This is a genomic window from Ruegeria sp. CK3, from assembly GCF_056536565.1.
This window is the reverse complement of record NZ_JBQFPV010000007.1, coordinates 319,078-345,676: the sequence shown is the minus strand read 5'-3', so window position 1 is coordinate 345,676 and position 26,599 is coordinate 319,078. Positions and strand designations below refer to the sequence as shown.

Annotated in this window: 33 protein-coding genes and 3 tRNA genes; 18 read left to right on the top strand and 18 right to left on the bottom strand. The window is 57.6% G+C overall.

Going from position 1 to position 26,599, the window contains the following annotated elements; genetic code table 11:
* Nucleotides 1–517: 517 nt before the first annotated feature.
* Both ACR0C3_RS12785 and ACR0C3_RS12780 read right to left on the bottom strand, forming a co-directional pair.
* Entirely contained in the window at nucleotides 518–2,317 is a 1,800-nt protein-coding gene (locus tag ACR0C3_RS12785) for an NAD(P)-binding domain-containing protein (protein WP_480758776.1), read from the bottom strand.
* A gap of 148 nt (nucleotides 2,318–2,465) precedes the next feature.
* The gene (locus ACR0C3_RS12780; protein WP_480758787.1) at nucleotides 2,466–4,208 is read right to left on the bottom strand and encodes a sigma-54-dependent Fis family transcriptional regulator; all 1,743 of its coding nucleotides are present in this window, start codon (nucleotides 4,206–4,208) and stop codon (nucleotides 2,466–2,468) included.
* 910 nt (nucleotides 4,209–5,118) lie between these two features.
* Between ACR0C3_RS12780 and ACR0C3_RS12775 the strand changes: the two genes are divergently transcribed.
* Together ACR0C3_RS12775 and ACR0C3_RS12770 are read left to right on the top strand one after the other, a co-directional pair.
* Nucleotides 5,119–5,352, top strand: coding sequence for a hypothetical protein (locus tag ACR0C3_RS12775; RefSeq protein WP_480526941.1), 234 nt, complete (start codon nucleotides 5,119–5,121; stop codon nucleotides 5,350–5,352).
* Nucleotides 5,353–6,358: 1,006 nt separating this feature from the next.
* Nucleotides 6,359–6,598, top strand: a complete 240-nt coding sequence (locus ACR0C3_RS12770) for a hypothetical protein (RefSeq protein ID WP_419739011.1) — start codon at nucleotides 6,359–6,361, stop codon at nucleotides 6,596–6,598.
* Between the two features lie 31 nt (nucleotides 6,599–6,629).
* Here ACR0C3_RS12770 and ACR0C3_RS12765 read toward each other — a convergent pair.
* Nucleotides 6,630–6,713 (bottom strand) — tRNA-Tyr (locus tag ACR0C3_RS12765).
* A 116-nt stretch (nucleotides 6,714–6,829) separates the two neighbouring features.
* Here ACR0C3_RS12765 and rlmB point away from each other — a divergent pair.
* The 4 genes from rlmB (at nucleotide 6,830) to ACR0C3_RS12745 (ending at nucleotide 9,117) form a co-directional block, all read left to right on the top strand.
* Nucleotides 6,830–7,606 carry a 23S rRNA (guanosine(2251)-2'-O)-methyltransferase RlmB gene (rlmB, locus tag ACR0C3_RS12760; protein WP_480758775.1) on the top strand — a complete coding sequence of 259 codons (777 nt, stop codon included), beginning with the start codon at nucleotides 6,830–6,832 and terminating at the stop codon, nucleotides 7,604–7,606.
* A 9-nt stretch (nucleotides 7,607–7,615) separates the two neighbouring features.
* On the top strand, nucleotides 7,616–7,897 hold the full coding sequence (locus ACR0C3_RS12755) for a hypothetical protein (protein WP_480758785.1): 282 nt from the start codon (nucleotides 7,616–7,618) through the stop codon (nucleotides 7,895–7,897).
* A gap of 171 nt (nucleotides 7,898–8,068) precedes the next feature.
* Nucleotides 8,069–8,449 carry a YHS domain-containing (seleno)protein gene (locus ACR0C3_RS12750; RefSeq protein WP_480758773.1) on the top strand — a complete coding sequence of 127 codons (381 nt, stop codon included), beginning with the start codon at nucleotides 8,069–8,071 and terminating at the stop codon, nucleotides 8,447–8,449.
* Nucleotides 8,450–8,646: 197 nt separating this feature from the next.
* Complete coding sequence (locus ACR0C3_RS12745) at nucleotides 8,647–9,117, top strand: CoA-binding protein (RefSeq protein WP_480758772.1); 471 nt, start codon at nucleotides 8,647–8,649, stop codon at nucleotides 9,115–9,117.
* 2 nt (nucleotides 9,118–9,119) lie between these two features.
* Here ACR0C3_RS12745 and ACR0C3_RS12740 read toward each other — a convergent pair whose 3' ends face one another.
* The 3 genes from ACR0C3_RS12740 to hisF all read right to left on the bottom strand — a co-directional run bounded on the left by ACR0C3_RS12740 (nucleotide 9,120) and on the right by hisF (nucleotide 10,834).
* Nucleotides 9,120–9,686 carry a hypothetical protein gene (locus tag ACR0C3_RS12740; RefSeq protein ID WP_480758771.1) on the bottom strand — a complete coding sequence of 189 codons (567 nt, stop codon included), beginning with the start codon at nucleotides 9,684–9,686 and terminating at the stop codon, nucleotides 9,120–9,122.
* A 72-nt stretch (nucleotides 9,687–9,758) separates the two neighbouring features.
* The gene (locus tag ACR0C3_RS12735) at nucleotides 9,759–10,076 is read right to left on the bottom strand and encodes a phosphoribosyl-ATP diphosphatase (protein ID WP_480758769.1); all 318 of its coding nucleotides are present in this window, start codon (nucleotides 10,074–10,076) and stop codon (nucleotides 9,759–9,761) included.
* Nucleotides 10,073–10,834 (bottom strand): imidazole glycerol phosphate synthase subunit HisF, encoded by a 762-nt coding sequence (gene hisF / locus ACR0C3_RS12730; RefSeq protein WP_170480242.1) that lies wholly within the window; start codon nucleotides 10,832–10,834, stop codon nucleotides 10,073–10,075. Before hisF ends, ACR0C3_RS12735 begins: the two co-directional genes overlap by 4 nt.
* 118 nt (nucleotides 10,835–10,952) lie before the next feature.
* On the opposite strand from hisF, the gene ACR0C3_RS12725 reads away from it, so the two are divergent.
* Nucleotides 10,953–11,399 carry a DUF302 domain-containing protein gene (locus ACR0C3_RS12725; protein WP_480668693.1) on the top strand — a complete coding sequence of 149 codons (447 nt, stop codon included), beginning with the start codon at nucleotides 10,953–10,955 and terminating at the stop codon, nucleotides 11,397–11,399.
* A gap of 5 nt (nucleotides 11,400–11,404) precedes the next feature.
* Here ACR0C3_RS12725 and hisA read toward each other — a convergent pair whose 3' ends face one another.
* A complete protein-coding gene (gene hisA / locus ACR0C3_RS12720; protein ID WP_480758767.1) occupies nucleotides 11,405–12,124 on the bottom strand; it encodes a 1-(5-phosphoribosyl)-5-[(5-phosphoribosylamino)methylideneamino]imidazole-4-carboxamide isomerase in 720 nt (239 codons plus the stop codon).
* Between the two features lie 123 nt (nucleotides 12,125–12,247).
* Here hisA and ACR0C3_RS12715 point away from each other — a divergent pair, with 123 nt between their 5' ends.
* On the top strand, nucleotides 12,248–12,649 hold the full coding sequence (locus tag ACR0C3_RS12715) for a DUF2147 domain-containing protein (protein ID WP_480758766.1): 402 nt from the start codon (nucleotides 12,248–12,250) through the stop codon (nucleotides 12,647–12,649).
* 4 nt (nucleotides 12,650–12,653) lie between these two features.
* Here ACR0C3_RS12715 and hisH read toward each other — a convergent pair whose 3' ends face one another.
* Together hisH and hisB are read right to left on the bottom strand one after the other, a co-directional pair.
* Complete coding sequence (hisH, locus tag ACR0C3_RS12710) at nucleotides 12,654–13,292, bottom strand: imidazole glycerol phosphate synthase subunit HisH (protein WP_480758764.1); 639 nt, start codon at nucleotides 13,290–13,292, stop codon at nucleotides 12,654–12,656.
* A gap of 58 nt (nucleotides 13,293–13,350) precedes the next feature.
* Nucleotides 13,351–13,938, bottom strand: a complete 588-nt coding sequence (gene hisB / locus ACR0C3_RS12705) for an imidazoleglycerol-phosphate dehydratase HisB (RefSeq protein WP_480758763.1) — start codon at nucleotides 13,936–13,938, stop codon at nucleotides 13,351–13,353.
* A 154-nt stretch (nucleotides 13,939–14,092) separates the two neighbouring features.
* Here hisB and ACR0C3_RS12700 point away from each other — a divergent pair, with 154 nt between their 5' ends.
* Nucleotides 14,093–14,332 (top strand): Lrp/AsnC family transcriptional regulator, encoded by a 240-nt coding sequence (locus tag ACR0C3_RS12700; RefSeq protein ID WP_050602861.1) that lies wholly within the window; start codon nucleotides 14,093–14,095, stop codon nucleotides 14,330–14,332.
* Between the two features lie 118 nt (nucleotides 14,333–14,450).
* On the opposite strand, the gene ACR0C3_RS12695 is transcribed toward ACR0C3_RS12700, so the two are convergent.
* Nucleotides 14,451–14,525, bottom strand: a tRNA-Gly gene (locus tag ACR0C3_RS12695).
* 37 nt (nucleotides 14,526–14,562) lie between these two features.
* Nucleotides 14,563–14,637 (bottom strand) — tRNA-Gly (locus ACR0C3_RS12690).
* 106 nt (nucleotides 14,638–14,743) lie between these two features.
* On the opposite strand from ACR0C3_RS12690, the gene ACR0C3_RS12685 reads away from it, so the two are divergent.
* Both ACR0C3_RS12685 and ACR0C3_RS12680 read left to right on the top strand, forming a co-directional pair.
* Nucleotides 14,744–14,923: a hypothetical protein gene (locus ACR0C3_RS12685; protein ID WP_480758761.1), complete on the top strand. Its 180-nt coding sequence runs from the start codon at nucleotides 14,744–14,746 to the stop codon at nucleotides 14,921–14,923.
* 200 nt (nucleotides 14,924–15,123) lie between these two features.
* On the top strand, nucleotides 15,124–15,999 hold the full coding sequence (locus ACR0C3_RS12680) for a hypothetical protein (RefSeq protein WP_480758760.1): 876 nt from the start codon (nucleotides 15,124–15,126) through the stop codon (nucleotides 15,997–15,999).
* Nucleotides 16,000–16,015: 16 nt separating this feature from the next.
* Here the strand turns inward: ACR0C3_RS12680 and ACR0C3_RS12675 are convergent, their stop codons facing one another.
* Nucleotides 16,016–16,282, bottom strand: coding sequence for a DUF2312 domain-containing protein (locus ACR0C3_RS12675; protein ID WP_170374913.1), 267 nt, complete (start codon nucleotides 16,280–16,282; stop codon nucleotides 16,016–16,018).
* Between the two features lie 164 nt (nucleotides 16,283–16,446).
* On the opposite strand from ACR0C3_RS12675, the gene ACR0C3_RS12670 reads away from it, so the two are divergent.
* Nucleotides 16,447–16,665: a hypothetical protein gene (locus ACR0C3_RS12670; protein ID WP_170468076.1), complete on the top strand. Its 219-nt coding sequence runs from the start codon at nucleotides 16,447–16,449 to the stop codon at nucleotides 16,663–16,665.
* Nucleotides 16,666–16,674: 9 nt separating this feature from the next.
* Here ACR0C3_RS12670 and ACR0C3_RS12665 read toward each other — a convergent pair whose 3' ends face one another.
* Nucleotides 16,675–16,890, bottom strand: a complete 216-nt coding sequence (locus ACR0C3_RS12665) for a hypothetical protein (protein ID WP_480758759.1) — start codon at nucleotides 16,888–16,890, stop codon at nucleotides 16,675–16,677.
* Between the two features lie 235 nt (nucleotides 16,891–17,125).
* Between ACR0C3_RS12665 and ACR0C3_RS12660 the strand changes: the two genes are divergently transcribed.
* The 4 genes from ACR0C3_RS12660 to ACR0C3_RS12645 are packed head-to-tail and all read left to right on the top strand — an operon-like array spanning nucleotide 17,126 to nucleotide 19,311.
* Nucleotides 17,126–17,989 (top strand): MBL fold metallo-hydrolase, encoded by an 864-nt coding sequence (locus ACR0C3_RS12660; protein ID WP_170468081.1) that lies wholly within the window; start codon nucleotides 17,126–17,128, stop codon nucleotides 17,987–17,989.
* A 30-nt stretch (nucleotides 17,990–18,019) separates the two neighbouring features.
* A complete protein-coding gene (locus tag ACR0C3_RS12655; protein ID WP_170468083.1) occupies nucleotides 18,020–18,439 on the top strand; it encodes a YeeE/YedE family protein in 420 nt (139 codons plus the stop codon).
* Complete coding sequence (locus ACR0C3_RS12650; RefSeq protein WP_170554091.1) at nucleotides 18,439–18,870, top strand: DUF6691 family protein; 432 nt, start codon at nucleotides 18,439–18,441, stop codon at nucleotides 18,868–18,870. Before ACR0C3_RS12655 ends, ACR0C3_RS12650 begins: the two co-directional genes overlap by 1 nt.
* A gap of 9 nt (nucleotides 18,871–18,879) precedes the next feature.
* Nucleotides 18,880–19,311 carry a TIGR01244 family sulfur transferase gene (locus ACR0C3_RS12645; protein ID WP_170691780.1) on the top strand — a complete coding sequence of 144 codons (432 nt, stop codon included), beginning with the start codon at nucleotides 18,880–18,882 and terminating at the stop codon, nucleotides 19,309–19,311.
* A 1-nt stretch (nucleotide 19,312) separates the two neighbouring features.
* On the opposite strand, the gene ACR0C3_RS12640 is transcribed toward ACR0C3_RS12645, so the two are convergent.
* The 5 genes from ACR0C3_RS12640 to ACR0C3_RS12620 all read right to left on the bottom strand — a co-directional run bounded on the left by ACR0C3_RS12640 (nucleotide 19,313) and on the right by ACR0C3_RS12620 (nucleotide 25,217).
* Entirely contained in the window at nucleotides 19,313–20,407 is a 1,095-nt protein-coding gene (locus ACR0C3_RS12640) for a FliM/FliN family flagellar motor C-terminal domain-containing protein (RefSeq protein WP_480758757.1), read from the bottom strand.
* A gap of 76 nt (nucleotides 20,408–20,483) precedes the next feature.
* Nucleotides 20,484–23,162 carry an ATP-binding protein gene (locus ACR0C3_RS12635; RefSeq protein ID WP_480758756.1) on the bottom strand — a complete coding sequence of 893 codons (2,679 nt, stop codon included), beginning with the start codon at nucleotides 23,160–23,162 and terminating at the stop codon, nucleotides 20,484–20,486.
* On the bottom strand, nucleotides 23,162–23,470 hold the full coding sequence (locus ACR0C3_RS12630; protein ID WP_480758755.1) for a hypothetical protein: 309 nt from the start codon (nucleotides 23,468–23,470) through the stop codon (nucleotides 23,162–23,164). The genes ACR0C3_RS12635 and ACR0C3_RS12630 overlap by 1 nt, the downstream gene beginning before the upstream one ends.
* The gene (locus ACR0C3_RS12625) at nucleotides 23,467–23,847 is read right to left on the bottom strand and encodes a response regulator (RefSeq protein ID WP_170468096.1); all 381 of its coding nucleotides are present in this window, start codon (nucleotides 23,845–23,847) and stop codon (nucleotides 23,467–23,469) included. The genes ACR0C3_RS12630 and ACR0C3_RS12625 overlap by 4 nt, the downstream gene beginning before the upstream one ends.
* A 77-nt stretch (nucleotides 23,848–23,924) precedes the next feature.
* Nucleotides 23,925–25,217: a helix-turn-helix domain-containing protein gene (locus tag ACR0C3_RS12620; protein ID WP_480758753.1), complete on the bottom strand. Its 1,293-nt coding sequence runs from the start codon at nucleotides 25,215–25,217 to the stop codon at nucleotides 23,925–23,927.
* Between the two features lie 189 nt (nucleotides 25,218–25,406).
* On the opposite strand from ACR0C3_RS12620, the gene ACR0C3_RS12615 reads away from it, so the two are divergent.
* Nucleotides 25,407–25,943 (top strand): LuxR C-terminal-related transcriptional regulator, encoded by a 537-nt coding sequence (locus ACR0C3_RS12615; RefSeq protein ID WP_170460784.1) that lies wholly within the window; start codon nucleotides 25,407–25,409, stop codon nucleotides 25,941–25,943.
* Between the two features lie 151 nt (nucleotides 25,944–26,094).
* Complete coding sequence (accB, locus tag ACR0C3_RS12610) at nucleotides 26,095–26,598, top strand: acetyl-CoA carboxylase biotin carboxyl carrier protein (RefSeq protein ID WP_480758752.1); 504 nt, start codon at nucleotides 26,095–26,097, stop codon at nucleotides 26,596–26,598.
* Nucleotide 26,599 lies beyond the last annotated feature (1 nt).

Below are 26,599 nucleotides of genomic sequence, written 5' to 3'. Positions count from 1 at the left end.
GCCCTTTAACGAGATCATGCTCAAATAACCTGTTCGAAAATTAATCGACTAGTACAAAAAACTCAGATCACCCAGGCTCGTCAACTATACCTCAGAGTTTGCGACACATCCCACCAAAGTAGGCAAAGCCCCCAGTTCCGAAACTGTCACCATGGGAAATGACGAACTGAACATAAACAACAGGTTATCGGCAAAGCTAGCTTGAAGCAACCGTCCCGGCGAATGTAGTTTGTTGCTAGCGGTTTGTCGATTGTCAGGCAATGACTTGTCGCATTGGACAAGAGAGTTGCCGCAGGGAGTTTCTCTCTAGACACAAAATTGTTCTTGAAAAGGCGAGTTCTGATTTCTGCCAAGGTCCGCTTGGGCCTGACTGCGGTCCTTTGAATTAAGAATGCGGATGGCTGCAAAGTCCGCACAGTGGACTTTGAGCGATTTTCACCAAATGACAGGTCTGCGACACAAAGCAGACTTTCAATCGAAAAAATTGAAAGTCCGCTTCTTGGTTCTAGCGAATGCTTTAACTGAGGTGATGCACTTCTTGAAGGCCGTAGACCGGCGTCGGAATACCCTCCATCCGGGCCTTTATTTGCAGCGAGAGGAACTGTGAATAGTGCCGGGACTGATGCAGGTTTCCACCATGCATCCAAAGGTTTGGAACCTGTGTCGGCTTCCACATATTGCGTTGCTCGCCTTCCCAAGGCCCCGGGTCCTTGGTTGTGTCAGAGCCCAGACCCCAGCATTTCCCAAGCCGATCTGCCATCTCGTGACCCATCAGGTCCGCGACCCAGCCGTTCATCGAATTATACCCCGTCGCATAGACCACCAGGTCGGCATCCAGATGCGTTCCGTCATCAAGGATGACTCCGGTTTCATCAAGCGCGGTGACCTGACCGCGTTTTAGCTTGATCTCGCCATCAATGATCAACTGGCTGGCCCCGATATCGATGTAATAGCCCGATCCGCGGCGCAGGTACTTCATGAACAGCCCGCTATCGTCATCGCCCCAGTCAAGCCAGAACCCGGCCTTTTCCAGGCCGTCATAGAACTCTTTGTCCTGTTCTTTCATCGCTGCATAGGCCGGAATCTGGAATTCATGCAGAATGCGATAAGGCAGAGATGCAAAGATCAGATCGGCCTTTTCGGTCGTCATGCCAGACCTCACTGCACGTTCGGAATAAAGATCCCCTAGTCCAATTTCCATGAGGGTGTCCGAGCGGACAATATGGGTTGAGGACCGCTGCACCATGGTCACATCGGCATCGTTTTCCCAGAGCGCGGCGCAGATGTCATGGGCCGAGTTGTTGGACCCCACCACAACGACTTTCTTACCGGCCCATTTGTCAGGACCTTCATGTTCCGACGAATGCACCTGTTCGCCTTTGAAAACATCCATACCCGGAAAATCAGGCATGCGTTTCTTGCCGGACATCCCTGTCGCCATGATCAGTTGTTTGGGCCGCAGTACAACCTCTTCACCGTCCCGGTCGACAGTGATGATCCATTCGCCCTTGTCTTCATCGAAAGTGGCGGATTTGGCCGTCGTGCGCGTCCAATAGTTCAGCTCCATCACTTTGGTGTACATCTCAAGCCAGTCACCGATCTTGTCCTTGGGCGAGAAGACGGGCCAGTTTTCCGGGAACTTGATGTAAGGAAGATGATCGTACCAGACCGGATCATGCAGGCAGAGGGATTTGTAGCGATTGCGCCAACTGTCGCCCGGCCGGTCATTCCGTTCAACGATGATCGTCGGCACACCCAGCTGACGCAGCCTCGCGCCCATGGCGATACCACCCTGACCGCCGCCGATGATGACGCAGTAGGGCTGTGTCTTGTAGCCCAGTTCAGCCTCTTCCTGCACCCGTTCTTCTGCCCATGTGGTCCTGTGTTTCCCCGCACCATGCTTGGCCCCAAGTGGACGATTGAACCCTTTGGGTTCTTCATGACCTTTCAGCTCGACCATCGTGGTCAGCAGGGTCCATATCTTGCCATCCTTGAGGCGGATCAACCCGTAGCCGCGTGCCACTTCGGTTTCGAACTCGATCCATGCGGTGGTTATTCCGCCGTCTTCAGTGGGAACCTCACCTTCGGCTATTTTCCAACCGCTCGGCTTGGTTGTGGCCAGCTGATGCGATAGCATATCTGCCACCTGCGCTTTACCTTCAACCGTTTTAATATTCCAGGTAAAGCTGACCAGATCGCGCCAATAGCAATCGTCCTGCAACATATCGCAGGCGGCATCGATATCGCCTTGGGACAAAGCCGCACCGAAGTCATCCAGAAATCCCTGCACCTGATCCGAGAGTGTTGTGTCGAGCATGTTATCCTCCCTATCTCCACAGAGCAGAAGGTTGGCAAATCCGCGACCCTTCGGGCAAGCGGATTTGGCGCATCAACACTTGGTTCGGTCCAAAAACGCCATTGCTTGTTGCGCGCGCAACAAGGGCGCAACACGGGTACATATGCGTTTAAGCGGGCGGTCTAAGCCCGGCTTTTCGCATACGGCGTAGGATCGTCGATCGGTTTACACCAAGGCGCCTTGCCAGTTGGGACATGTTCCAATCGCAAGCACGCAGAAGTGCTTCCAGATCATCTGAGTCCTGCTTTTGCGTAGGTGCGAGCGCCGGGGCGGGCAAATCCGTTAAGTCGATGATGTTGTCCTTACACAGGGCGACCGAACTTTGCAGCAGATGTTCCAGTTCACGAATATTGCCGCGCCACAATCGTGATTTAAGGTCGGCGCGGGCAGCGGTCGACAGGCGAATATCATGGCTGGCAAACCGTCGGAGCAGACGATCAATCAGCCAATCCAGATCCACACGGTGGCGCAAAGGCGGCAAAGACAATGTGGCCCCCGCAATCCGGTGCAGCAGATCTTCGCGCAGACTGCCCTGCAATCCGGTCGGGGGCCGCCGGCATGAGGCGATGATCCTCAGATCAGCCCGCCGCTCAAGTACCGCTAAAAGAGAGGCCTGCGCAGGCTCGCTCAGGTCTTCAACGCCGCGCAGGAACAGTGTGCCGGGTTCGATAGCATGGCAGAAATTGAATGTTGGCGTGTCGCAGCAGATCACGTTGTGGAAGTCGTGTGTAGCGGTGTCGGCCATATGGATCGCGCGTGCAAGTTTTGTTTTGCCCGTCCCGCTTTCACCGGTCAGCAAAAGCGGCAGATTGGTCGGCGCAAGACGCGCAGCTTTGTTCAAAAGTTGCTGAAGGCCCGCATCCGGCCCTGCAAAACCACCAAGGGCACCAGGCAGAACCTTTTCCCGTTTGCGCAGAGCTGCCGTCATCTGCGGCGTCTGTGGAGCAACGGCATGACCATAGAGCGCGCGCCCGTCCTTGAGGCGCAGAACGCGGTCTTCGGACGGTCTGCCGCGCATGAATTCGGGCATGTCATCAACACTGATTTCAAGCCAGTCCTGTAGTTGCGACCCGATCAGTTGGCCCGAACCGTCCGGGTCAAGTGCACGTCGGGCCCCCGAGGTCATACCGATGATCTTGCCGCCTCCGTCCACTGCGACCGCCGCTTCGGGATCGACCTCAAGAAATTCAGGGCTGGCTGAAAAGCGCAGGACCCAATCACGCCGCGTCGATGCCATCAGGTTTGCCATCTCGACGCGACGGGCGGAGTTCGTCACCAATGTCATGGCCAGATTTTGCGACGCCTTTGGTGAGGGTCCACGCAACAATGACACATCCAGAACAGCCGCAAGAGCTCCTTTGGTGTCAAAAATAGGCGCTGCCGTGCAAGACAGCGGCGTATGCGTGATAGAAAAATGATCACTCTGATGGATCGTCACCGGCTGACCCGTAACGATACACGACCCCACTCCGTTCGTTCCTGCCAACTCTTCCGTCCACTTGAAACCTAGATGAAGACCCGCAGTTCTGAGCTCGTCCTCGAAGTTCCGGTCGCCAAAGAAATCGACGCAGACGCCATCTGCATCCGCAAGCAGCAGGACGTAGTTCTGCCCTGCCACCTGCGCAAACAGCGATTGCAGCCCCGAACGCGCGGTTGCGATCAGACGTTCGGATTGTTCCAGGTGTTCTCGGAATTTGGTGTCAGGGAGGATGTGCGCGGGTTCCTGTCGAGAGGGATCCATACCGTAGGTTTCAACACATCGCTGCCAGCTATCCGCGACAAGTCGGTCCCGCCCCGTATCGAACCCGCTTAAGACACGGTCAATCTCTTTTGAGTGCTGGCGATCCAACAGCTTCCCGTCCTACAAATCCATCCTAAAAATAGCATGAGGATGGCTTCGCGCCTATGTTCAAATTTCGCCCGCTCAAATCGTCAAAGATCGAGACGATCGGCAATACTAAGGGCGTCTTCAAGTTCGACGCCAAGGTAGCGTACTGTATTGTCCACCTGGCTGTGACCGAGAGGAGGTTGAGCCGTATCCGGTCTTTCTATATGTCAAAACCGCCTTGGTGCGCCTAAGCGAATGCGTACCATAGCTGGACGGATCGAGACCAATCGCAGACACCCATTCCCGGACAAGACTGGCGTATTGCCGGATCGAAAGATGCGGCAAAGCACGTATACGACTTGGAAACAGATACTGTTGTCCACGCATGTCCGGCGAAGAGAACCATTGCGACACGACCTCACGGGTTTTCTCTGTCACTTCAAATTGAACGGGTTTCGCAGTTTTGCTTCGAACATCGGACACCCGATCACGAACAGTATTGCCAACGGCGAGATCGTTAACCCTAAGGCGGACGAGATCGCACCCGCGCTTACTTGCTATCGACGCCAAGATTATACACAGCGAGGTTTCTCAGCTTGTTTGCGAGTTCGAGCCGAGCACGAATGGCCTAGACCTGCTTCTACTGCGATAGACGCTTCTGTCCGACTAGTCTGCCTCTATCCCAAGGCGGGCGACGTGTTGTGACAACGGGAAGTAGAATTTTTGACATCTTAGGTCTCCGCCCATTCCCTTTCGTCCCAAACATCGAGGCCGTGCCGACAGTTGCAGTCTAGTTGCTGCTCGCGTGCATTCAGCACAGGAAAGTCCTCATGTTTCAGGAACTGCCACCGCCGGTCTACTTAACCATCGAATCAGCTGCCTGCCGCAACGGGTCGGTGCATTCGTCGAGATTGAACCTCAGCGGGCCAACACCATGATGGAGACTGCCCGCAACGTGGATATGACCAACGACATAGCTGGTCTGGAAGAACGTGCATTCTCGTTCTACGAACTGGCTGACAAGTTAATGCCCAACGAGACCCACGCAGCCCTGGCCGAAGCGGTGTACCAACACCAAGCTGGGCGTGATGGACGGAAGGTGATGGTTGGCGGCACACCTGTATCACTTGAAGTTGCTGCGAAGCAGCAGATCATACGTTTCATCTGACTTTAGCAACAGCGGACCTGAGTATCTTGCATGGGGGGACGTCACTCAAAATTGGCAGGATATCCAAAAACATTGACCGGATTTCAATAGTTAAGTCACTCCGCAAGGCATTACCTAAGAGCTAGCTCGGAATACCGAAACAACCGTAAGATACTTAAGTGATGTATTGACGGAAACTCTTGCTGGCTCCGCTCTAATCATCGCACTGTTTTTCATGCTGTGGCTACACGTCTACTTGCCCATGTGTATGGCAAGCAACAGGCATCGCAACCCGTTGCTGTGGCTTTTGATCTGCATATTTTTCACACCGATTTTCGCAATCATCGGGATATTCTTGTTACAGAAAATCTCACCTAAAATCGACGCGAAAGACACGAATAATGCCTCACCAAGATGAAAACGACCTCGGATGGAACCACGCCGTGAACCGCCCCAAGACAAAGTGGGAAGCACGGGCTGATGGGGCAGTCGCCGCAACAAAGTTGACAATACTGGGCGTGATCGTTCTCGCAGCTATCATTGCTATGCTTGCCTAGTGTTTCGCTCTGCTTAGAGAGAAATAAACGAAGCCATCAATTGTTAGAGAAATGAAGAAAACTGAGGTCCGACGTAAATTCCCTTTCAAGCCAGCTGACAAACAAAGGGGCTTCTGCACAGGCAATGGATACACATTAAGGCAAGCGAACGACTGCTAAGGCTGCAGTAGCGGCGGGTCGACACGCAGACTCGGTCGCTGAGCAGTCCATACGTGAACAACATCACTGAACGCAAAATCGAAAGCCGCCATAGTCAACAGTGTAACGAGTTAGCGTTCATGGTGTGTTTCGAACGCGAGATCGGTTTCTCCTCCCTGAGATAGGGGCGCGCTTTGTTTCCAGCGCGCCCCGTCTTTTTTGGAACGATGTCACGCTTACCGACCCAACTCGTGCTTGCGTAGAAGCCGCACGGTACGACTTTGTCAAACGCTCTCACCGTCCTACAATTTGGGTGTGAACAAACGAAGCGAATGGCCATGCTGGAAGACAAGCGCAAAGATCTTGACTCGGAAAAACAGAAACAACTCCTCCGGAAGCTGGTTGAAGATCTGAGCAAACAACAGATCGACCTTTATTATCAGCCAACAAGCGAGATCGCCGCGTTTCTTGAAAAACAGATCGAAAGCGGTGAGTCTCTGCTGGCTGAAGACAGGGCGCTTCTGCGACGGTTAAGCCGCCGTGATATCGAAGTGCTTCTCAGCCTACACTGATAGACTTGCCATAATTTTTTGCTAGAGAAAGTGGTGGGCGACCCTGGAATCGAACCAGGCGTGCGTCTCCGCGAGGGAGTTACAGTCCCCTGCCACACCTTGCGGCCTGTCGCCCACTGTCAGGCGTTGCACCTGACGTGGAGGCGTGATTACTAGCGCACCAAAGGAGCGTCAACAGGAAAATAACGCTTTGACGCAGGAAATCGAACGCCCGGCCCGGAGGCCAATAAAATGAAGAAACCCAAGTGGGTCGTGGAAAAGGAACAGGCGCGCAAAGCAGCCGCTTCGGAAACGGTTTGGCTGTTTGGTCTGCACGCTGTGCGCGATGCGCTGATGAACCCGAAACGGCAGAAATTGCGCCTGATTGTGACCCGAAATGCCCGTGACAAACTGGCGGAAGCCATTGATTTTGCTGAGATCGAGGCCGAGATGGTCGATCCACGGAAGTTCAACGCTCCGATTGATCAGGGATCAGTCCATCAGGGTGCCGCCCTTGAGGTCAAGCCGCTGGAATGGGGCGGGTTGGCCGAAAACTGTATAGGGCGCGAACACCCTCGAGTGGTTTTACTGGATCGGGTGACAGACCCGCACAATGTCGGGGCGATTCTGCGCTCGGCCGAAGTGTTGGGCGCCAGCGCTGTGATCGGGACTCGGCACCATTCCGCGCCTGAGACTGGGGCGCTGGCCAAAACCGCAAGCGGCGCTTTGGAGCGTCAGCCCTATTTGCGGGTCCGCAATCTGGCCGACGCGATTGTCGAGTTGCAGGGCATGGGCTTTCTGGTGCTGGGTCTCGATGGTGAGGCCGAGGATACGATCGAGGCTGCCATAGGGGATCAACGTGATCGTCCGGTGGCGCTGGTGCTGGGTGCAGAAGGCCCCGGATTGCGGCAAAAGACCAAGGAAACCGTGGACAAACTGGTGAAAATTGACGCAGCCGGTGGTTTCGGATCTTTGAACGTCTCAAATGCGGCGGCGATTGCCCTATATGCCTCACGGTACACAGGATAGGAGCGCGTCATTTCTGGCCCATCGAAAATCGCCACCTGCTGCTTTTGCGGGACCCGAGCGGCGCTTGTCCTGAAGGGAAAGCAGCGGCATGAGTTGAGCTGTTCCAGTTGCGGCGCGCCTTTGCATGACCTCAAGATGCTGCCCAAGCGCAAGGTGATCGAAAGCGCGCCAAGAAAACATGCGGTATCCCATACCGCCCAGCCGAAATCCAACCGCAAGAAAAAGAAGAAAACCCTGTTTTCGCGCGTGATAGATGAGGCCTGGGATGTGATCGAGGATATCTTCGACTGATCCTCGCGCCTTGGAATGATCACAACCGCGTCATCTGGGGTGCCTCGCAGCGCAAAACGTTGCAGATTGAGACGCTGAGTCCATGATTCCGTTATACCTATGCCAATCCGCCACGCTCTCATTGGCGCGCTAAGCGCCACTCTTCTCGCTTCTGCCGCTATTGCGCAGCCCATGCCCGTGTATTTCGCGCCTGAGGGGGCTGCGATGGCGGGATACGATCCAGTGTCATATTTTCAGGGTGACATACCCGTGCAGGGCCACCCCGAAATTTCGGTGACCTGGAAGGGAGCCAAATGGCATTTCGCATCCCTCGAAAACCGCGCGTTATTCGAGGCAAATCCGCGCGCTTTTGCCCCTCAGTTCGGGGGGTATTGTTCCTATGCGATGGCACAAGGCATCCTCAAGGGAACTGATCCGGGGGCCTGGCAGGTGGTAGATGGGCGCCTATACTTGACGTTTTCGCCTGAAATTGAGCGGAAATGGCGTGAGGATCAGTTGGAATACATCCATCAGGCCGAAGGGAACTGGCCTGAGATTCTGTATCGAGAATAGGCAACCTTCCGCCATTTGTGAAAAGTCATCACAAAAATGAGCGCTCCCTCTTTTTTTTAACCAAAACATGCCTAAATGTCACAGTGACCGCGGAACGGAACTGCCGCGGGTCATTTCACTGTCCCTCGTTCCAACAACTAGCGCCCAAGGTTTCTTGGGCGCTTTTTTCTTTTTCAGCCGTCGCATAGGGTAGCGGTATGGCTGACTATTCTGATGAGTTCCTGAGATCCATACTGAAGCGCACCAAGACCGTTGCCGTGGTCGGGGTGTCCCTGAACGAGGTGCGGCCGAGTTTCTACGTGGCCCGCTATCTGTCGCTGAAAGGTTTTACCGTGATCCCGGTCAATCCCGGCCATGCGGGAAAGCAGTTGTTCGGCCAAACCGTGCGCGCCAGCCTGTCAGACATCACAGAAGATGTTGATATGGTGGATATCTTCCGCCGCCCTGAGGCTGTGCCTCCGATCGTTGATGAGGCGCTGGAGGCATTCCCATCCTTGCGCACCATCTGGATGCAAATCGGTGTTGAACACGCAGAGGCTGCCGCCAAAGCGGAGGCGCGCGGCGTGGATGTGGTGATGAATCGATGCCCCAAGATCGAATATCAGCGCCTGTTCGGAGAGCTACGCATGGGCGGCTTCAGCACTGGTATCATTTCTTCCAAACTATAGCGTCACTGCGCCTGGTAGGGTTTGAGGCGGGCCACCTGCTCTTGCCTGCGCTTTTCCAGAACGACCTCGCGCGGGACCCAGTCATATCTTGTGTCTTCCTGCAGCGGAGACCAGAAAAGAACCCCGCCATAACGCCACGGGTCCAAAACAACGCCGTCATAGAGTGACTCACCCCGCGCGCTGATAATGGCTGTGCTGTGGTCGATTCGCAGCGGATTGTCGGCATTGGCGATGGCGCGGTGCAGGGTCAGCGTTTGGAAGTTCTCTTGCTTCAACCGCCGCTCGATATCTTCGGCCCAGTGCCAGCATAACCCGCGAGGGCGCAGGCCCTTGTTGACCTTGGCATTGTGGATCAACGGAGGATCGGTGATCTCGTATTCCTGCACCAGCTGCGCGGTGTAAGAATACGCAATGCGGGCGGCCCGGTTGGCCTCAGCCGGGTCGATATCGGGACCGAGGCTTTGGATTTCCGAGGCAAGACGCTGAACTTCATCACCGGTGGACGGTGGCGGGGCCGCACAGGCGCCCAAAGTCACGAGGGCCAGAACGCAGGCCAAAGCTCTGATCATTGTGATGTCCCTCGACCGATAGACCGTGAAACATGATCATAGAACCGCTTCGGCGCGGACGGAAGACTGAGCTTAACTTTTTGGGCGTGCGGCCTTTTCGGCGATACCGCTAAGGCCCTGACGCCGCGCCAACTCCGCCAGCACATTGTCCAGCGCAACGTCGCGCGAGGCCAGCATGACCAGAAGGTGATACAGCACGTCAGCGGCCTCGGCCGTCAGCCCGTCTTTGTCATTCTTGACGGCTTCGATGATGGCCTCAACGGCCTCCTCGCCGAATTTCTCAGCGCATTTCTCTGGACCCTTGGCCAGCAGCTTTGCAGTCCAACTGCTGTCCGGGTCCGCCCCTTTGCGCGCCTCGATTGTGGAGGCCAGATCGTGCAGAATGCTCATGTCAGCCTCATCGGGATACCGGCGGTGGCCATGTGTTCCTTGGCCTCGCGGATGGTGTATTCACCAAAATGGAAGATCGAGGCCGCAAGTACGGCGCTCGCCCCGCCCTCGGTGACGCCTTCGACCAGATGGTCCAGATTGCCAACCCCACCCGATGCGATCACAGGCACATCCACCGCGTCGCTGATTGCGCGGGTTAGCGGCAGGTTGAACCCTGACTTGGTTCCGTCCCGATCCATCGAGGTCAGCAGGATTTCTCCAGCACCTTTGGCAACCACGGTTTTCGCGAACTCGACCGCGTCGATGCCGGTGGGCTTGCGGCCACCATGGGTGAATATCTCCCATTTTCCGGGGCTGACGGTTTTGGCGTCGATGGCGCAGACGATGCATTGGCTGCCGAACTGGTCTGCCGCCTCGGCAATGACATCCGGGTTGGCGACAGCGGCCGAGTTGAAGCTGACTTTGTCAGCCCCTGCCAGCAGCAGGGCACGCACGTCATCCTTGGTACGCACGCCGCCACCCACGGTCAGAGGAACAAAGCACTGCTCCGCCGTGCGCTGAACTACATCGAACATGGTACCGCGGTTCTCATGCGTTGCATGAATGTCCAGAAAACAGATCTCATCTGCGCCAGCGGCGTCATAGGCCTTGGCCGATTCCACCGGGTCGCCTGCGTCGCGCAGACCCACGAAATTCACACCTTTGACCACACGGCCATCGGCAACATCCAAACAGGGAATGATACGGGTTTTCAGCATGCGCTTTCCTTTGTTGCCCGCACCCTTACCGGCAAAGCCCCGCCGATGCCAGACTTGTGATTGTCACCCTTCTCAAACCTGTGAAAACTGTCCCCAAATTCATCAGGAGATCAATAAGATGCGAAACCTTATTCTGACCACCACTTTCCTTTTTGCAGGAGCAGTTGCCGCAATGGCTGACGATATCATCAAAGTAGAAACCACAAAATCTGTGCCCGAGGCGCTGGACGCACTCGAAGCCGCTGTGGGCAACGCAGGCGCAACGGTCTTCGCGCGCATCGACCACGCAGCCGGTGCCGAAAAAGTCGGCACGCCGATTCCGCCCAATCAGGTGCTGATCTTCGGCAACCCAGCCCTCGGGACACCCGCGATGCAGATCGACCCGCGTGCAGGCCTGTTCCTGCCGCTAAAAGTGCAGGCCTATGAGGATGCGAACGGGCAGGTCTGGCTGGCTTATGAAGACCCAAAAGAGACGATGGATGACCTTGATGAGGTCGAAAACTCGCCCGTGATCGAGAAAATGCGCGGTGCGTTGAAGAAACTGACCTCGGCTGCCGCGCAGTAAGGCGTTTAGCTCAGGGCGCGAATGGCCTCGGCCAGGTCAATCGCGCCATCATACAGCGCCCGGCCCGAGATCGCGCCGTTCAGCTCAACACCACAATCGCGCAGGGCGATAAGATCGTTCAATGAGCTGACGCCACCCGAGGCAATGACCGGAATGGATACGGCTTGGGCCAGCGCGGCTGTGGCTTCGATATTCGGGCCTTGCATCGCGCCGTCGCGGTTGATGTCGGTATAGATGATTGCCGCAACGCCAGCATCTTCGAAGCTGCGGGCCAGATCGGTGACCTGCACATCGGTTTCCTCGGCCCAGCCTTTGGTTGCGACCATGCCGTTGCGAGCGTCGATGCCAACTGCGACCTTACCGGGGAAGGCTTTTGCGGCCTCACGCACCAGATCAGGGTTTTCGACCGCAACAGTGCCCAGAATAACCCGCGCCAAACCCTTTTCGATCCAAGTCTCGATAGTGGCCATGTCCCGAATACCGCCTCCCAGTTGGGCGGGCACATCGCAAGCCTTCAGGATCGCCTCGACCGGAGCAGCGTTGACCGGCTCGCCCGCGAAGGCACCGTTCAGGTCGACGAGGTGCAGCCACTCACATCCCGCTTCAACAAAGGCACGGGCCTGCGCGGCCGGGTCCTCGTTGAAAACGGTGGCTTTGTCCATTTCTCCGCGCAGCAGGCGAACAGCGTTGCCGTCTTTCAGGTCAATTGCGGGATACAGGATCATGTCGAGCGGCCTTATCTGAATGTTACACGGGCGGCGTATCGCACAAGCGGGTTAGCGACGCAAAGTCAATCTTGCCCGTAGCCCGACACCGGGCCAGAGTGAACCCAAATCAGGGAGGTTATCATGAAGAAACTTGCACTTTCGATTGCTTTTGCATCACTGGCCACAGGCGCGATGGCGGCAGATCCGGCGGATGGGCTGTGGAAAACACAACCGGGCGACACAGGTGGGTACCTGCACGTGTCGATCAGCGAATGCGGCAGCGCAATTTGCGGCACTATCGACAGCGCCTTTGATGGCAATGGCGACCAGATACTGGACTATGAAAACCTGGGTAAACAGATCATCTGGGACATGGTTGCAGAAGGCAGTGGCAGCTATGACAACGGCAAGATCTGGGCCCCGGATCGCGACAAGACCTACAACTCCAAAATGACACTGGACAACCAGAACCAGCTTACGGTCAAAGGCTGTGTCGCAGGCGGATTGGTCTGCCGGGGGCAGACCTGGACCCGCATTCAGTAACGCCCTAGGGCGCCCAAGTCAGGAAGTTGCCGATCATACGCAGGCCAACATCCTGGCTTTTCTCGGGGTGAAATTGCATCCCAAGCATCGTGTCGCGGCCAATTACGGCCGTGACGTCCTGCCCATAGTCCACATAAGCCAGCCTTTGCGCCGGATCCTTGACACGGAAATGGTAGGAGTGGACGAAATAGACATGATCGCCGGATTTCACACCATTAAACACCGGGTGATCGCTATCCAAAACCAGATCGTTCCAGCCCATATGCGGCACCTTGAGCGAAGCGTCCGAAGGCTCGATCCGCAGCACGTCCCCAGCGACCCAATTCAGACCATCGGTTTCGGTATATTCATGGCCTTTTGAGGCCATCAACTGCATCCCGACGCAGATACCGAGGAAGGGGCGACCTTTCTGTTCGACCGCCTCAACCATCGCGTCATAGATGCCCTTGTGTCCACGCAGCTCGGCGGCGCAGGCCGGGAACGCTCCGTCTCCGGGTAGCACCAGCCGGTCCGCGCGCGCGACAACATCCGCGTCCGAGGTCACAACGACCTCACCCGCGTTCAGTTCTTTCGCCATACGCTGAAAAGCTTTTTCGGCCGAGTGCAGGTTGCCGCTCTCGTAGTCGATGATCGCGGTGAGCATTTGAGTCCTTTCTGTGCGCAACTTGTCCGAAAACCGGTGCCCACTTTTCGGGTTACGCTTACAACGCGCCCTTCGTTGACGGAATCGCATCCGCCTTGCGCGGGTCGGTTTCGACCGCATCCCGCAGTGCGCGGGCAACGGCCTTAAAGGCAGCCTCAGCGATGTGGTGGCTGTTGAAACCGTGCAGCTGGTCGATATGCAGCGTGATGGCGCCATGGGTGCTGAGCGCCTGAAAAAACTCGCGAACCAGTTCGGTGTCGAACGTGCCGATCTTCTGGGTGGGCAGGTCCACGTTCCAGATCAGGAACGGGCGCGCGGACAGGTCCAGCGCACAACGCACCTGAGCGTCGTCCATGGGCAAGTGACACTCGCCGTAGCGGCGGATGCCTTTCTTATCGCCCAATGCCTGCGTAAGAGCCTGACCCAGCGCGATGCCGGTGTCTTCGACCGTGTGGTGGTCGTCGATGTGATAGTCGCCCTTGGCGCTGATCGTCATGTCGATCAGCGAATGACGCGCCAACTGATCCAGCATGTGGTCAAAGAAGCCAACGCCGGTCTGGTTGTCATACTGGCCGGTGCCGTCCAGATTGACCTCGACCGAGATCTCGGTCTCGGCGGTCTGACGGCTGATCTTTGCGCTGCGCATGGGCGAATTCCTTTTGCTACAGGCGCGCTTATAGACGGGGTTGGGCGAGTTGATCCAGTGCCCGCAGCGCATTCGTTTCAAACTGTTGCAGGGGATTGCACACAGGTCCGGGCCATGCCAGCCTGCCGGAAACTCAAGTCAAAAGGCCCGGCACATGTCCACCTGCGTTTTCATCCAAATCCGCTGCAAACCCGGCACCACCTACAAGGTAGCCGAAGAGATCGCCCTGCGCGAGATTCACTCGGAGCTTTACTCCACCAGCGGCGAATACGATCTGCTGCTGAAACTCTATATCCCAGAAACCGAGGATGTCGGCCATTTCATCAACGAACATCTTCTGGTGATTCCAAACATCGAACGATCCTTGACCACGATGACCTTCAAAGCGTTCTGAGATGAACCTGCACTCATGATGCGGCAGAATCGGCCCGGTCGCGAAAGACCTCCGGGCCAATGCCAAACACAGACGCGCCGCGTTCAGTCAAAATCAATCAGTTTGGAAGGTTTGTATCTGGAGCGGGCGAGGCGATTCGAACGCCCGACCCTAACCTTGGCAAGGTTATGCTCTACCCCTGAGCTACGCCCGCATCAGATACATATGTTGGTCCGAAGACCTTAACTCAATGGAGCGGGCGAGGCGATTCGAACGCCCGACCCTAACCTTGGCAAGGTTATGCTCTACCCCTGAGCTACGCCCGCGCCGTTGAGTGAGGAGGGATGTATAAATTCCCGCGCGAGCCTGCAAGCGGAAAAAGACAAAAACCTGCAAAAATCTTTCGACGGAAATTCGGAGTTGATGCGTTGAATGGGTAATGAGGCTTACAAGGCGAAGGGACGCGTGATGAAATCAAGGGCTTTGGTAGAAATGAAGACGGCACTGTTGGCTGCGCTGATTGTTTTCGCGGTATTGCTCTGCCCGCCCGAGGATAATCCGTTGGCCGAGGCCCCCTCCCCTATGTATGAGCGGCAGGTATTGACTGGTTAGGCCACCTTACCAGGTTTTGCCAAAAGGGTACCGCATTCGGCTAGGGCGTAGTTCAAGCCGGCCTCTGCGGACAGGTGGCACGCCTCGATTTATTTGCGATGTCTCCAGCAGCCAACCACCTGCTTGCCAGTTACGGCATTTACCGATGAAGGCGCAGGCTGTAACACCGGAGCAAGGAGCCCGGCAAGAACAGGACGAAGATGCAGGTTGTTATCCACGCAGGCGTGGCCTTTTCCGACAATGACCGGTTGATCGAAACCCTAATGGCGAACGCGTCGGTTCTGAACCAGCAGCGGGTCATTCCTCTGGACCTCGCGCAGGGAAGGCAGTTTGTGAAAATTGCGTCAGATTCCATGACAACCGGCGTGCCTCTGCCAGAGGTTCTGATGGGCCTGAACGAGGTTCTTCCCGACCGCACCACCTGTGATCGCTCTGTCCTGTCCAGCGACAAGGTTTTTGGCCCCAGGCGAGCCGCGATTCTGCACGGGCAATTTTATCCCAATGCAGCCGAGCGGATTGCGTTCCTGGACCGTGTTCTAGAGGCGGATCAAATCGAGCTGTGTTTCGCGCTGGTGAACCCAGCGAGCTTCATCTCGAAACTGCTGATGTCACTGCCCGAAGAGCGGCGGAAAGCCGTTCTAGGGAACACCGACCTGAGCAGCCTGAACTGGCTGACCATGATCAACGACCTGCGAGAAAGAGCTCCGAACGTTCAGATCACGCTCTGGGCCAATGAAGACACTCCGCTTATCTGGGGCGATATCCTCAGAACGCTTGCCGGACTACCGGACAAGGCGGCCCTGCAACATGAATACGCGTTCCTTGCCTCAGTGCTGACGGACGCGGGCCGCGCAGAGCTGACGCAACTGCTGGAACAAATTGCCTGGCAGGATCGGGACATGCTGCGGGAAAGTCTGACCCATCTGTTTGATGAACATGCCGACACCGCCCAGATCGAGGAAGAGCTGGAGATTCCGGGCTGGACTTCAGACGTGGTCAGCGCGTTTTCCGAGATCTATGAACAGGATCTCGCGGCACTACGCGCCATGCCCGGCGTAAGGGTTCTGCAGCCCTGACACGGGCTGCATTTCGCTACATACCCAGCGCTTCCTTATACATTTCGAGAACCGCCTCTTCTTCGGCGATATCATCCTTGTCGCGCTTACGCAGAGCGACCAATTTGCGCATGACCTTGGTGTCGTAGCCGCGCGCTTTCGCTTCGGCCATGACCTCTTTCTGCTGCTCGGCCAGATCTTTCTTTTCGGCATCCAGACGCTCGATCCGTTCGATGAACTGGCGCAGCTCGCCTGCAGTCACGCGGTAGTTGGCGGCGGCCTGATCTTCGGTCATGTCTTCCATGTAGGTCTCTCCCAGAGGCTGAATTGCGATGCTGAGACATCGGGCATGGTGCCGGATACATCGCCGGTGCCCGGGTCGCAAGCACCCAATCCCATGGGCGGGCTTGTCGGCAGGCCCCTGATCCGCTAAGCGCAAAAACACGGCACCAGCAAAGGCAGGCAACCATGTTCGAAATCATCACCTGGGGCGGCGCCGCCCTGTCAGTGGCCGGGCTTGTCGGTCTGATCTGGTGTATTCTGCGCGTGATGAAGGCCCGCAAAGCGGGCCTTTCAGATGACGAACTGCGCGCTGTTGTTCAGGGTGTTCTGCCCTGGAACCTTGGGGCGTTGTTTCTGTCGGTCATGGGGCTAATGCTGGTCATCCTCGGCATTTCGCTGGGATAACCCGACCGATCAGATCGGCAAATTGTCAAACCGCGCTTCCATTGCGTCCTCGCACAGGGCCGCATCCAGTCGGCGCATGCGCGACGGAACATGCATCCCCTGCTGACGCATGCGATCTACGATCTTGCTGAAACTAGGCTGCAGCGCCAATCGGGTATCCAGACACGCGTTCTGAAGCTTTTGCTCTAGCTCTTGCGCTTCGAAATAGAGGCTATCTGTCGTCATTGTGATCCTCCCAATTGTCAGTATCCCCGATATAGGTAACGCGGATACGACACGAAGATGCTACCGGAAACGATGGCGGTTTATTGCCCGCTAAAATAGCCTGTTCGGCAAATCTGCGCGTCTGGGTTAAAGTTTAGGCAAATTTCATCTGTCGTGCCTTGACGGACATCAAAAACCGAACTGGCTCTTGTATCATATTCTGTTTTTCTTATATGTCGTCTAAGTGGAGGAAACCATGAAGCCAAAAGTGAAAGCGTTCTTCGACGACCAGACCTTTACGGTCTCGTACGTCGTCCACGAAGACAGCAGCCGCGCTTGTGCGATTATCGATAGCGTTCTGGATTTCGATCATGCTTCGGGCCGGACGGGGACAAGTTCTGCCGACCAGATTATCGCTTATGTGCGCGCCAACGACCTCAAGACCGAGTGGATTTTGGAAAGCCATGTGCATGCAGACCACCTCTCGGCTGCGCCATATCTGCAGCAGGAACTGGGCGGCAAAATCGGGATCGGACATCACATCGTCGAGGTGCAGGAAACCTTTGGCAAAATCTTCAACGAAGGGACCGAGTTCCAGCGCGATGGCAGCCAGTTTGATGCCCTCTTCCGCGAGGGCGACAGTTTCCACATCGGACAGATGCGAGGCGATGTGCTGCACACACCCGGTCATACGCCGGCCTGCCTGACCTATGTGATCGGCGATGCCGCCTTTGTCGGCGACACCTTGTTCATGCCCGACTTCGGCACCGCACGATGCGATTTCCCAGGCGGCTCGTCCGAGACCCTTTTTGCTTCAATCCAGAAAATCCTGTCTCTGCCCGATGAGACCCGAATTTTTGTGGGGCACGACTACAAGGCTCCGGGCCGGGATGAGTATGCGTGGGAGACGACGGTGGGCGAGCAAAAAGCGCTGAACATCCATATCGGGCAAGGTCGCAGCATCGAAGAGTTTGTTGAAATGCGGGACGCACGCGACGCGACCCTCTCCAAACCCAGGCTGATTCTGCCGTCGCTTCAGGTCAATATGCGCGCGGGTCAGATGCCCCCGGCCGACGAACAGGGCGATGTTTTCCTGAAATTGCCGATCAACAAGCTGTGACCTGCGCCACCAGTATAGGATGGATATAGAATGAACCCGGACTGGATATGGGGCCTGTGTGGCGGCATCCTGATCGGCTGCGGCGCTGCGCTTTACCTGCTTGGCAATGGCCGGATCATGGGGGCCAGTGGCATTCTGGGAGGTTTAATCGACGGCCCGGCAAGGCGCGAGAAACTGGTATTTGTCTTGGGGCTGATCGGTATGCCGCTGATCATGAGCCGTCTGATGAGCGAACAGCCTCAAACTCACCTGACAGAAAATCTGGGCCTTCTGGTCGTTGCCGGGTTGCTCGTTGGCATTGGCACGCGGTTGGCCAACGGTTGCACATCGGGTCATGGGGTCTGCGGCATCTCTCGGTTTTCTCTGCGCGGGATTGTTGCGACCCTAATCTATATCGCTGCTGGAGCGGTGGTTTTGGCCTTGTTCCGCCACGGTTTGGGGGTGATCTGATGCGGTTGTTGATCGCTTTGCTGTCGGGCGCGCTTTTTGGCGCGGGGCTATTGCTGTCGGGGATGACGGATACCCAAAAGGTACAAGGCTGGCTGGATATCTTCGGCGCATGGGACCCGACTCTGGCCTTTGTCATGGGCGGCGCGATTCTTCCCATGTTGGTCGCGTGGCGCGTGACCAAGACCCGCCAACCGTTGACTGGCGGCACATTTCCCGCACCTGCACGGACCGAACTTGACCGAGGGCTGATCCTCGGCTCAGTCCTGTTTGGCGCAGGCTGGGGATTGGTCGGCCTATGCCCCGGCCCAGCCATGGCGGCACTATCCTATGGCGGGACCAGCAGCGCCGTCTTTCTGGTTGCGATGGCGGCGGGGATGCGGTTGGCGCCGGGGCTGCGCGCGCAACTGGACAGGGCGGCCAACGCGGCCTAATCAATTGGCATGGAGATTCGACCAATAACCCCCCGCTACGCCGTGTCCCCGCAGATCACTGTCGAGGACGTGCCCGCCATTGCCGAGGCCGGCTTCGTCAAGGTTATCTGCAACCGACCCAATGCTGAAGTTCCCGAGATCATGCAATCAGATGCCATCGGAGACGCGGTCCGCGCAGCCGGGCTGGAATACGAGGTGCTGGAACTGACCCACCAGACCATGACACCCGAAAACGTCGCCCGGCAGCGGGGTATGGCCGAAAATTGCTCTGGCCCGGTTCTGGCGTATTGCGCGTCCGGCACGCGTTGCTCGGTCGTTTGGGCTCTGGGTCAATGCGACCAGATGAGTACGGATGAGATTCTGACTGCTACCACCAATGCTGGATACCAATTGGAGCAGCTGCGCCCCACTCTGGATCAACTGCGCAACACGTCAGACTAGATCAGACCTCCCCATCCTTCGGGCCATCGAGGCCCGCCAGTTGCGAGATTTCTGCAACCATTCGATCAGGTTCAACAAGGCTCAGGTCGTCGTCGACCGGATCGGCAACTGAGGGGCTCGCGACCAGATCGAGAGGGTCGGACAGGATATCTACGTCTGTGTCAGCCATTTCGCCCCGGACATTAGCGGGGCGGGTTTCTATGAATTCGGCGGACTCCAAAGCATCCAGCGCGGGCAGCGGTGCGTTTTCGTTCAGCCGAACGGCGCGCATCCCGCCCGACTGGCCCAGTCGCCCGACCGAGGCGCGGGTGCGCTCGATCGTCAGAACCTCAGTCCGATCCAAGCGTGCGCCGGTCAGCGGCAACAGGCTGCCTACCTCAAGCGTGGAAAGATGTGCCAACGGCAACCTCATCCGGCACACCACGGCGTTCAGCTCGGCCCGGACGACGCCTGATGACTGCTCCAGCCGAGGGCCAGTGTCGATATCCAGCTCGACCTCAGCTTCGTCGGGCGCCGGCGGATCGGGCAGCACGATCGTGATCTGGCCCTGACGCAACCCGCCTCCCAGTTCCACAGTCAGGTCAAAAACGCGGCAGCTATCTGCCACCAGCGACAAGGTCAGACCGCGCAAATCCACCGCCCGTGAGGCATACTCATACCCTGTCAAACCCGGCTGATCTGCCGCATCGACCAGACCGACAGCACGGCGCAACGCATCCTCGACCAGTGGTGCGGCCATGGCGGCATCCGTATCCGTAAAGCCTCGCGCGGCGGGCGCGTCCGGTGTAACCTCACCAATGGTTTGGGTCTGAACGATGGCCGAGACGCAGTTCAAATCCAGACAGGCCGCAGCAATCCCCTCTGGCCCCGTAAATTTCAGCAGCAACCAATCCTCGGCCAATGTGGCCGCAAGCCCGTTCTGCGCCCGATCTGCCTGTTTTGCCCCAATAACAGCCAGCGGAAGGTTCAAACGCTCACCTGCGGCCCGTGCAAAGCCCAAGCGCAGCGCCCGCAGGATCGAGCGGGGTCGATCCCCCAGATCCCCCTGCCCCAATGACAATTTGCGCGCCAGAGCGGCGCCGGCCGTGTGTGCCATGGCTTCGCTACCATTCGATTTCTTGTCGAGAGTCTCGGTGTAACCCGACAGAGGTTACGAACTTCTTTAAACCAAACTATTGCGCCGCTTGTCGGTAGGCCAAAGGAAGGCTTACCCGGAACGCCGCGCCCCCCTGCCCCGGCAGATATGTAATATCGCCGCCCAAACGGTGCATAATCTCGCGGCAGATTGCCAAACCAAGTCCGGCACCGCCGGCCTTGTCCCCGCCGACCCGAGCGAATTTCTCGAAGATCATCGACCGCGCCTCAGGCGGGACACCGCTGCCATTGTCGATGAAGTCCACAACCAGCTGCCCGCCCACATCATGCGCCGAGATCGTCAAAACGGGCTCATCGGCATCACAGTATTTCCGAGCGTTGGAGATTAGGTTGATAAACACCTGCCCCAAGCGATCGAGATCAGTTTGCAAGGGGATACGCTCGGATGGCTTGCTGCGCCGCACAACGAGCCTCTGATCCATGCCCGCCAGCGCGCTGGAGATCGACCGGTCAAGAACCGAACGCAACGTATCGTCGCCAAGGTTCAGCCTGACCTGCCCGTTCTCCAGAACGCTGAGGTCAAGCAGATCGTCCAGCAGACGTGTCAGGCGCAGCGCCTCGTCGTGAATGATGGCGGCATATCGGGTCTGTTCTTCGTCGCTCAGCCCCTGGGTGTCGCGCATAATCTCGGAAAACGCCCGGATTGAGGTCATCGGCGTGCGCAATTCATGACTGACCTGGCTGAGGAAGCTGTCTTTCTGCTCAGATATTTGGGTTAGCTTGGCGTTGGCATCGCGCAACTGGCGTGCCGTACGGCTAAGTTCGGCAGATTTCTCTTCCAACTGACTGGAGTATTCCAGCAATTGCGCAGATTCGTCGGCAACTGCCAGGAGGTCCTCGACCGAAACCGAGGCTCCTCCCACGATCTGCCCGATCATGGCATGCGCGGTGGCCGCCCCTACTGAGCCGCTGAGCTCCCGTTCAAGCCGGGCCAAAAATCCGGGTGTCGGCTCGGGCAAGGGCGAGCGTCCGCCCTGAACCTCGGCCTCGCGCTGGAACAGTTCCTGGGCGGGCGATGTGCCCAGAATGCGTTGCGTCATGATCATCAGATCTTCGCTTTGTGCAACCGACCCGGTCCAACCGCGCGGCGCGACCGAGTGGTCAAATACATTGACAAATTGTGCACCCTGAAGCCGCTCCAAAGGGCTGGGAAAGCTCAGCAGGGACGCAACACAGAACACAATCGCATTCAGGGAAATTGACCACATGACCGAATGCACCATTGGGTCGATACCTTCGATCCCGAACAGGGCCTGAGGTCGCAGCCATGCAATGCCAAATGGTCCGTTCAGCAACACACTCTCAGGCATCCACGACGCCCCCATTCCGGGAAGAAGCAGCGTGTAGATCCACAGCACAAAACCCACGGTCAAACCTGCCAGGGCACCGGTTCTGGTGGCTCCGCGCCAGAACAATCCGCCGACCATCGCTGGCAGGATTTGCGAAATACCGCTAAAGGCCACCAATCCGATTGAGGCAAGCGCCGCGCCGCCGCCAGACAGGCTGTAGTAGAAGTAACCGAGCGCCATGATCGCAGCGATCGAGATACGCCGCGCCATTAATACGATGTTGCGAACGTCTCCGGGGACAGACCCGACCCTCTCATGCGTGTTCAGCCAGATCGGCATTACGACGTGGTTCGACACCATCGTCGACAGGGCCATTGCCGTTACGATCACCATCGAGGTCGCCGACGAGAACCCCCCGATAAAGGACAGCATCGCCAGCCCGTCCTTGCCCTGCGACAACGGCACGGTCAGAACGAACAGATCCGGGTTGGACCCTTCCGGCAACATATCGAGCCCGACAACGGCGATGGGGACGACAAACAGGCTCATCAGTAGCAGGTAGAGAGGAAAGGCCCAGGCGGCGGTGCGCAGATGGCCCTCGTCATCATTCTCAACTACCATCACCTGGAACATACGCGGCAGGCACACAAAGGCGGCGGCGGACAGGAAAATAAAGGTTGTCCAGCGACCGGCATCCACTTGCCATTTGCCAATCTCGGAGGCGTCGATCCGCTCCATCATCGGGCCGAAACCACCGGCAACACCCCAGACGACGAAGATGCCGACAGCCACCAGCGCAAACAGTTTGACCACCGACTCGACCGCAATGGCAGTGACCACGCCGTGGTGACGCTCATTGGCGTCCAGGTTGCGGGTGCCGAATAGGATCGCAAACATCGCCAACCCAGCCGCCACCCAGAACACGCTGGAGCCTTCGCGGTAGAGGCCCGAGGGTTCGGCCTCGGCAAAGATCGAGAAAGACAGGGTAATCGACTGCAATTGCAGCGCGATATAGGGCGTACCGCCGATCACGGCCAGAATCGTGACGCACACCGCAAGTGTGTTCGACTTGCCATAGCGCGAGGACAAAAGGTCCGCGATCGAGGTAACGCGCTGGCTGCGCCCGACCCGCACCAGTTTGCGCAGCCCCCACCACCAGCTGACCATAACCAGCGTCGGCCCGAGATAGATTGTCACGAACTCCAACCCCGAACGCGCCGCATTGCCGACCGCGCCGTAAAAGGTCCAAGCCGTGCAGTAGATCGAGAGGGACAGCGTGTAGATCAAAGGAGAACGCAGCCATTTGCCCCGCCCGGCCGCTGCCATCCTGTCTGCGGCAAATGCCACGCCGAACAGCAGAACCACATAGCCCAGACAGACCAGAATCAGGACGTTCAGCGTTGCCATCAGCCCGCGTCCGCCTCTGAACTGTCATCCGCGCCGGTGCGCCGGGCAATGAGTCCAAAAAACAGGCTGACTAGAATCAGACCGATCCAGCAGGCGAAGATGTAGAAGATCGCCGACGACAGCGGCACACCGCCGGTTTCAGACTCGGCATCCGGCCACAGCAGCGGTAGCAGCAGCAGCGCACCACCTAGAAATGGCAGCAACCGAGCCGAATCAGCCAGCCTGCGACGGCGATAGCTTTGCCGTTCCAGAAACAACGAGGGCCGCGCACCAGACGACGTGCGGTCGTGACCCTCGGGCGACGTCATAGCTGCGTCGCCTGCGCATGCAGATCGCGTACAGCGGTCAGCACCTCAGCGTTGGAAAACGGTTTGGTCATGAAGCGGCTAACACCCGCATTCTCGGCCATCTCACGATCTCTGGACTGCCCGCGCGCGGTCAGCATCAGAACCGGCAAGTCCTGCATGTCGTCCAAGGCACGCAGATCGCGCAGGATGTCCATCCCGCTCTTGCCCGGTAGCATCACGTCCAGAATCACCAGATCGGGCTGTGCGCCCTGAATCACCTGAAGCGCATCTGCGCCATCGCCATGTGTCTCGACCTGCCACCCCTCACGAGTCAGCAAGAACCGGATGGCCTCGGCGATGTTGGGCTCATCCTCAATTAACAGAACCTTACGGCTCATTTGTGTATATCCTCCCGATGACTGGCCTCCACCCCGGAACCAGTCATCGCCAGATTAAGCGGTTGTTCGGGAACCTGTCAAAAGCCTTCGCTGAGAATCGACGGCTCGCGACGAGAACCGCAATCACCGCTTGGGCAAATTCGGCAGCTTGGCCCGACTCGTGTCGCCTCTGGGTTCGGTTCGGCCTCGACCAGCGGCCATATCAGCATGGCCGCGCGATACGATGGTTCCTGGTCATATCCGGACACGCCGTGCGGCCAAGCATAAGCATGACATTCGAACATTGCAGCGGCACGCCCCTGCTGCGCGACCTGCCGTCTGATCGGAACCAGAGGCCGGTTCAGCGCAGAAAACAGCGGCCAATGCGGGCAGGCCTCGCCATGGCGCGGCAATGACAAGCCGGAAACAGGCTTCAGAAACAGGATACTGCCTGAACCGTCGCAAATCACCAGCCCCACTGGGCGGTTCAGCACCTCTTCTGGCAGGCTGGCTAGGCGTCGGAACACTGTCGGCAGATCGACCGAGAATCGATGCGCCAGTTCCAGAGGGTTCGGATCACCATCTGCCAGCGTGGTTTTGAGGGCATCCAGCGGCATGGCCTTGGCATCAGCCTCACTCTGCTTAAGCCATTCCCCTGCAAGGTTACGTGCAGCCAAGGTATTTAGACCCTCTAGATCAATGACCTCTGCCCCTTGCCCGGCGTCGAGTTCGGGAAAACTGTAGCCGCGCGACTCAAGAAACACCTCGACCTCTTCCAGCGGTGCGCCACGCGGGTCTTTCGACGTATCGCTTTCGTCCAGATAGGTCACCAGCGCTTTAGAGCTGTCGGCCAGTCGTTCGGCATCCTGATGAAGGTTCTGGTGGAACCGATCCTGCCACTCGGCGTCGATATCCTGCGGGTCTGCCAGAATCGCTGCTGTCGACCGAATCGCCGCTGCAGTCGACAGCACTTCGTGCATGGAGGCCGCCAGATGCGGGTCATGGGTCAACCGATCCGAAAGCGTTGCAACCGTCCGTTCCAGCGACACCACACGACGATGCATCTGCGCCAAAACCCCGGACCAACCGGGAAAGCGGCCTGCGAATTCCTCAAGCGTTTCAATCTCGGCTTGCTGGCCCACCGCATCGGCCGCCGCTTCGCGCAAAGCCGATATCAAGGTCGCTTCGATCCCTTGCGTCAACACGGAGGGCTCAACTGCCAGCGCCCCTGCAATATCGACCAGCAATTTGCCCCCAATCCGGCGGCGGTTGTGTTCGATCAAGTTCAAATAAGAGGCCGAGATCCCCACCTGACGCGCAAGCTCTGCCTGCCTCAGACCCGCGATCTGCCGTCTTTCGCGGATCCGACTACCGGTCAGCAAATCCCGCATGATCAAGGTCCTCTGTCACGTTCAGCTATCTTTGGTTGGCCGTGTTTTCAGTTTATTCTATCATTTTCTTAAGGTTACGCACCAGTTTTCAGGCCGAATTGACAAAATTAACAACTTACGGCCCTCGGCGCCGCCGCCAGAGGCGCTTCGCCCCTTCTCATTTCCTGCATTTACCGCCACCATATGGGTATGAGCGATCCAGCTTTTGAATATGCACCCATCGGCCTTGTCGAATTGGAAAACCGCATCATCCGACGGTGCAATTTGCAATTTGCGCGCACCTTTGGCGGGGATGAAGCCGAGTACAACAACATGCCCTTGCTACATCTCTACCCCTCGGTGGCAGATTGGGAGAGAATCGGGCAACGCAGCCTGCAGGTGATGCGCGATACCGGCTACTACACCGATGAACGGGTGATGCGCCGCCGGAACGGAGACCTGTTTTGGTGCCGCGCGCGTGGACGTTCGCTTACACCTGATGATCCGTTTCGCCATGGAATCTGGAGCTTTTCCGACATCTCGGAGGAGCGGCCTCTGGTGGAACTGACCGTGCGCGAGCGCGAAGTTGCGATCCTATCTTGCCGCGGCCTGTCTGCTAAGGAAATCGGGATGGAACTGGGCCTGAGCTACCGCACGATCGAGGCCTACCGCGCCCGGCTGCTGGAAAAATTCGGCGCCCGCAAACTGCCGGAACTGGTTGCAAAGCTCTCTGGTATGCCCCTGTAGGCACAACTGCCCGTCACAAACCATCCAAACCCCCTATTTTCAGGCATAAACGGCGCTTTCCATGGCTGCTCGCTTGGCTTATAACGCTGCGTAATCAGATCGAAGCCCGCGTAGATACAGACGGGCCAAAGGGGAACCTTCGAGGATACTCATGACAGATACCAAACACGAAGCGGATGTGGCGTTCATCAAAGCCTTGGCCGAACTGCTGCGCGAAAATGACCTGACCGAGCTGCAGGTCAAACGCGAATATGGCGAGGAAGACAGCCTGAACGTGCGCGTCAGCCGCGCGACGCAAGCGGTTGCCGCTCCGGTTCAGGTTGCCGTTCCGGCTGCAGCCGCAGCACCTGTCGCTGCCGCGCCGGCCCCTGCAGCAGCCCCCGCAGCCCCGGCCGCAGAGGTGGAAGACCCGGCCAGCCATCCCGGCGCTGTGACCTCGCCTATGGTCGGCACGGTTTACATGCAACCCGAGCCCGGTGCGCCCTCTTTCGTTTCGGTCGGTGCGTCTGTTTCCGAAGGAGACACGCTGCTGATCGTCGAAGCTATGAAGACGATGAACCACATCCACGCGCCCAAATCGGGCACCGTGAAACGCATTCTGGTCGGCGACGGCGACGCTGTGGAATTCGGCACCCCTTTGGTCATCATCGAGTAAG